At 68.5% G+C, this 5,484-nt stretch carries 7 protein-coding genes; all 7 read left to right on the top strand.

The window, feature by feature from the left end; genetic code table 11:
* Positions 1-164 precede the first annotated feature (164 nt).
* Positions 165-1,157, top strand: coding sequence for a 1,2-phenylacetyl-CoA epoxidase subunit PaaA (gene paaA / locus AC5RV2_RS14160; protein ID WP_494064845.1), 993 nt, complete (start codon positions 165-167; stop codon positions 1,155-1,157).
* A gap of 24 nt (positions 1,158-1,181) precedes the next feature.
* On the top strand, positions 1,182-1,511 hold the full coding sequence (paaB, locus tag AC5RV2_RS14155; RefSeq protein WP_494092855.1) for a 1,2-phenylacetyl-CoA epoxidase subunit PaaB: 330 nt from the start codon (positions 1,182-1,184) through the stop codon (positions 1,509-1,511).
* On the top strand, positions 1,508-2,335 hold the full coding sequence (gene paaC, locus AC5RV2_RS14150) for a 1,2-phenylacetyl-CoA epoxidase subunit PaaC (protein ID WP_494092853.1): 828 nt from the start codon (positions 1,508-1,510) through the stop codon (positions 2,333-2,335). The genes paaB and paaC overlap by 4 nt, the downstream gene beginning before the upstream one ends.
* Positions 2,336-2,367: 32 nt before the next feature.
* Positions 2,368-2,904 (top strand): 1,2-phenylacetyl-CoA epoxidase subunit PaaD, encoded by a 537-nt coding sequence (paaD, locus tag AC5RV2_RS14145; protein ID WP_494000608.1) that lies wholly within the window; start codon positions 2,368-2,370, stop codon positions 2,902-2,904.
* Positions 2,905-4,059: a 1,2-phenylacetyl-CoA epoxidase subunit PaaE gene (paaE, locus tag AC5RV2_RS14140; protein ID WP_494092852.1), complete on the top strand. Its 1,155-nt coding sequence runs from the start codon at positions 2,905-2,907 to the stop codon at positions 4,057-4,059.
* Positions 4,060-4,146: 87 nt separating this feature from the next.
* Positions 4,147-4,914: an enoyl-CoA hydratase/isomerase family protein gene (locus tag AC5RV2_RS14135; protein WP_494092854.1), complete on the top strand. Its 768-nt coding sequence runs from the start codon at positions 4,147-4,149 to the stop codon at positions 4,912-4,914.
* Positions 4,915-5,064: 150 nt separating this feature from the next.
* A partial coding sequence (locus AC5RV2_RS14130) for a Rossmann-fold NAD(P)-binding domain-containing protein (RefSeq protein WP_494092851.1) occupies positions 5,065-5,484 on the top strand: 420 nt, incomplete at its 3' end.

Genomic DNA, 5,484 nt, shown 5'->3' with positions numbered 1-5,484 from the left:
GGCGGCGGCCCGCTCCGCCCGCCCGCCCGCGGGCGCCGGAAGTTCATCCCGGTTGATCCCCGACGGCCGCCCTTGGCCTTGACGGTTACGGAAAATGCGCTATATCCTGAACGAACGGTCGGTAATTATTTCGCGGCCGGATTTCGTACAGTGAGGTGACCATCGTGGCAACGCAGACACAGGCCGGCGACTCCCAGTTGCACGCCGTGCCGTCCCCCGAGGACGAGGCCGGGAAGGCCTACTTTGACAAGATCATTGCCGAGGATTCCCGGATCGAGCCGGCCGACTGGATGCCGGAGAAGTACCGCAAGACGCTGGTCCGGCAGATGTCCCAGCACGCGCACTCCGAGATCATCGGCATGCAGCCGGAGGCGAACTGGATTACCCGCGCGCCCAGCCTGAAGCGCAAGGCCATCCTGATGGCCAAGGTGCAGGACGAGGCCGGCCACGGCTTGTACCTCTACTCCGCCACCGAGACCCTGGGCACGCCCCGGCACGTCCTCAACCAGCAACTTCTCGAGGGCAAGGCCAAGTACTCCTCGATCTTCAACTACCCGGCCAACAGCTGGGCGGACATGGGCGCCATCGGCTGGCTCGTCGACGGCGCCGCAATAGCCAACCAGGTGCCGCTGTGCCGGGCCTCCTACGGCCCCTACGGCCGGGCGATGGTGCGGATCTGCAAGGAAGAGTCCTTCCACCAGCGGCAGGGCTTCGAGATCCTGCTGGAACTGGCCAACGGCACCCCGGAGCAGAAGCAGATGGCCCAGGACGCGGTCAACCGCTTCTACGCCCCGGCGCTGATGATGTTCGGCCCCACGGACACCGACTCCCCGAACTCGCAGCAGTCGATGGCCTGGAACATCAAGAGGTTTACCAACGACGAGCTGCGCTCGCGGTTCGTGGGAATGATCCAGGAACAGGTCAAGGTCCTGGGCCTGACCCTGCCCGATGACAAGATCCGCTACAACGAGGAAACCGGCATGTGGGAGCACGGCGAACTCAACTGGGACGAATTCTACGAAGTCCTCGCCGGCCGCGGCCCCTGCAACGCGCAGCGGATGGAGCGCCGCCGCGAGGCACACGAGAACGGCGCCTGGGTGCGCGAAGCAGCAGCCGCCTACGCGGACAAGAAGGCACAGAAAGCACAGGTGGCCTGAATGGCAACTGGAGACCAGACCGCAATGGCCCGACCCGTGGACACGGCGACGGCGGAAGCCGCGTCGTCCGACAAGCAGCCCTGGCCGCTGTGGGAAGTATTCGTCCGCTCCTCGCGCGGGCTGTCCCACGTGCACGCCGGTTCGCTGCACGCCCCGGACGCCGAGATGGCCGTGCGCAACGCGCGGGATCTTTACACCAGGCGCAACGAAGGCATCTCGCTCTGGGTGGTGCCGGCGTCGGCCATCGTGGCCAGCGATCCTGACGCGAAGGGCGAATTCTTCGAATCGCCCAAGGGCAAGGATTACCGCCATGCCACGTACTACACCAAGAGCGAAGGGGTGAAGCACCTGTGAGCGGCGAAAGCGCCACCCGGATCACGCCGGGCAACGCCCTGCGCCCGGAGGACATCGCCGCGCAGGTGACCGAAGGCACCAAGGCCAGCCACGACGTCGGCGAGTACGCGTTGCGCCTCGGCGACGACGCCCTGATCCTGGCCCAGCGGCTGGGCTGGTGGATCTCCCGCGCACCCGAGCTGGAAGAGGACGTCGCGCTCGCCAACATCGCGCTGGACCAGATCGGCCACGCCCGGTCGTTCCTGACCTACGCCGGCTCCGCCTGGGACAAGTCCGAAGACGACCTGGCCTACTGGCGCGGGGAGAACGAATTCCGCTCCAGCTACCTCGTCGAACAGCCCAACGGCGACTTCGGCAGGACCATCGCCCGCCAGCTGGTCATCGCCACCTACCAGCACGAGCTGTACTCGCGGCTGGTCGACTCCCAGGACGAGACCCTGGCGGCCATCGCGGCCAAGGCGCTGAAGGAAGTGGACTACCACCGCGACCACGCCGCGCAGTGGACGCTGCGCCTGGGCGACGGCACGGAAGAGTCGCACCGGCGCATCACCGCCGGCTTCCTCTCCATCTGGCCGTACGTGGAGCAGCTGTTCCTGGACGATGAGCTGATCGACCGGCTGCCCGGCATCGCGGTGCGGCCCTCGGAACTGCGCGAAGGCTTCGAGGCCTTCATCGCGGGAGTCTTCGCAGAGGCGACCCTGGAGGTCCCGGACGTCCAGCCCGCCATGACGGATAAGACCCGCGTCAAACATAGTGAACACCTGGGCTACCTGCTGGCTGAGATGCAGGTACTCGCCCGCGAACACCCCGGCGCCACCTGGTAACCAGGCCGGCCATCGGAGTAACGGAGCTATTCATGTCCACCAATACGGCCCAACGGCCGGCAGGAACCGAAGCGGCGCGCGTCTGGGACGTCGCGGCCACCGTCTGCGACCCGGAGATCCCCGTGCTGAGCATCGAGGACCTGGGCATCCTGCGGTCCGTGTCGGTGCTGGATGAAACGGACGACGGCGGGCGGCCGGCCGTCGAGGTGACCATCACCCCGACCTACTCCGGCTGCCCGGCCATGGACGCCATCCGCGACGACATTGTCGCCGCGCTGGCATCCGAGGGTTACGCCGACGTCCGGGTGAAGCAGGTGCTGGCCCCGGCCTGGACCACGGACTGGATGACCGCCGAGGGCAAGGCCAAGCTGAACGAGTACGGCATCGCCCCGCCGTCGGGCATGGCGCCGGTCCGCACCGGACCGGTCAGGCTGGGCCTGAGCGTCAAGTGCCCGCGCTGCGATTCCCTCAACACCCGCGAGCTGTCCCGCTACGGCTCCACGTCGTGCAAGGCGCTGTACCAGTGCAACGACTGCCATGAACCCTTCGACTACTTCAAGGTGCTCTAGATGACTACTTCCACCCCGGAGGCCACGGCCGTCAAGCGCCGCGCCACCTTCCACCCGCTGTCCGTCGCCGAGGTCCGCAAGCTCACCGACGAAGCCGTCGAGGTCACGTTCGAGGTGCCGGAGGAACTGCACGGCCAGTACGACTACGTGCCCGGCCAGTACGTGGCCCTGCGCACCACGCTCGAAGGCCAGGAAATCCGGCGCAGCTACTCCATCTGCGCCGAGCCGACGCCGGGCGAAATCCGGGTGGCGATCAAACGCGACATCGGCGGACTGTTCTCGAACTGGGCCAACGACCACCTCAAGGCCGGGGACGTCCTGGACGTCATGAGCCCCACCGGCGCCTTCATCTCGAAGCACCAGATGACGGAGATCAACCACCCCGAACAGATCAATGCCGACGCCGGGGCCACCTTCGTGGCGTTCGCCGCCGGGTCCGGTATCACGCCGGTGATCTCGATCGCGCGGACCGTGCTGGCCGCCAGCGACAGCGTCCGGTTCGACCTGATCTACGCGAACAAGGCCGCCATGGACGTGATGTTCGTGGAGGAACTGGCCGACCTGAAGGACAAGTACCCCACCCGCTTCGCGCTGCACCACGTGCTCTCCCGCGAGCAGCGCATTTCGCCGCTGCTCTCCGGCCGGATCGACGCCGAGAAACTGACCAGCCTGTTCGACAACGTGCTGCGCACCGACGACGTGGACGAGTGGTTCCTCTGCGGCCCCTTCGAACTGGTCCAGCTGTGCCGCGACACCCTCGCCGAGCGCGGCGTGCCCGCCGACAAGATCCGCTTCGAGCTGTTCAGCACGGGCGAGCCGACCAAGCCGCAGGGAAACATCGGCCGGCCGGTGCAGCTCGACCCCAGCGCGGACAACTACGAGATCAACTTCAGGCTGGACGGGCTCTCCGGCAAGGTCGCCTCGCCCAAGCATGCCCGCGAGTCGGTGCTCAACGCCGCGCTGCGCGTCCGCCCGGACGTTCCCTTCGCCTGCGCCGGCGGGGTGTGCGGCACCTGCCGCGCCAAGGTGGTCTCCGGCACGTTCACCATGGAGGAGAACTACGCGCTGGAACCGGACGAGATCGAGCGCGGCTACGTGCTGACCTGCCAGACCCACCCGACCAGCGACGAAATCAGCGTCGACTACGACGCGTAGCCACGCGGCGAGGGGCGGGTTACACCCGTCCCTCGTGCAGTCTCTCTTCGACAACCAGGCGCCCCCCAGGAGGATTCACGTATGAGCATGATTGAGCTGTCCATCGAGGACAACATCGCCGAAGTGGTGCTCAACGCGCCGGGCAAGATGAATGCGCTGGATGAGCAGGCGGTCAATGACCTGGGCAAGGCCTACGACGACGCCGCCGCCGCCGGCGTCCGTGCGCTGCTGCTCCGGGGCGAGGGCCGCGGGTTCTGCGCCGGCCGCGACATCTCCGCGGTGGACCCGGCCACCGACGACGCCTACGGTTACCTGTCCGGCGTCGTCACCCCGGTGCTGCGGAAGATGGCGGAGTTCCCCGCGCCCACCTTCGCCGCCGCGCAAGGGGCGGCGCTCGGCGTCGGGCTCGGCCTGCTGATCGCCACCGATGTGGTGTACGTGGCCGACAGCGCCAAGATCGGCTCGCCGTTCGCCAACCTGGGGGCCACCCTGGACTCGGGCGGGCACTGGCTGTTCACCGAGCGGCTCGGCGCGCACCGCACCCTGGACCTGATCTACACCGCCGAGCTGATGAGCGGCGAGGAGGCGGTGAGGGCCGGGCTGTTCAGCCGGGCCATGCCGGCGGACGAGCTGCTGGAGACCACCCGCGGCATCGTGGGCAAGGTGGCCCAGGGCGCCACCGGCGCGTTCCGCGCGTCCAAGGAGCTGGTGGCGAACATCCGCGACCAGCGGCTGGGCCTGTGGCTGTCCACCGAAGAGGAAAACGCCGCGCAGGGCCGGCTGTGCAAGAGCGACGACTACGCCGAAGGCTTCAAGGCTTTCCAGGAGAAACGCCGGCCGGTCTTCAAGGGCTGACCGCCGGCCGCGGCCGGCCCCCCGCGGTACCGGCCGGCCGGCCAGCCCGGTGCCGCGCGCGCTTAGACTGCCCGCGCGGGTGAAGGGTAGGCTTCCACGCGAAGCCCCGTGCGCGCCGCCGGGCTGCCCGGTCGCTGCCACAGGAGTCACATGAATGCCGCCCCGCCTGCCGTCACCACCGTCGCCTGCCCCGACCGGGAGCTGATGGCCGCCCTGGAACCCCTGCCCGCGGGGATCCGCACCGTCTTTTGGGATTTCGACGGCGACCCCGAGGGCGCCCGGCCCGAACAGATCGAGGCCGTGGTGCTGCCGTACCCGGACATGTCCGCGGCGGTCGCCGGCCTGCCGAAGCTGGCGAACCTGAAGCTGGTGCAGGCCCAAACCACCGGGGTTGACGGGATAGCCGCCGTCGTCGGACCGGACGTCGCCATCGCCAGCGCGGCCGGAGTGCACGCCGCCGCGACCGCCGAACTCGCCGTCGGGCTCGTGCTTGCCTCCTTGCGCGGGATCGATGTCGCCGCGCGCGACCAGCCCGAGGGGCGGTGGCGCCACGTGCGGCGGCCGTCGCTG

This window comes from Arthrobacter sp. Y3225116, from assembly GCF_059091245.1.
This window is presented reverse-complemented; position numbering and strand designations above follow the sequence as displayed.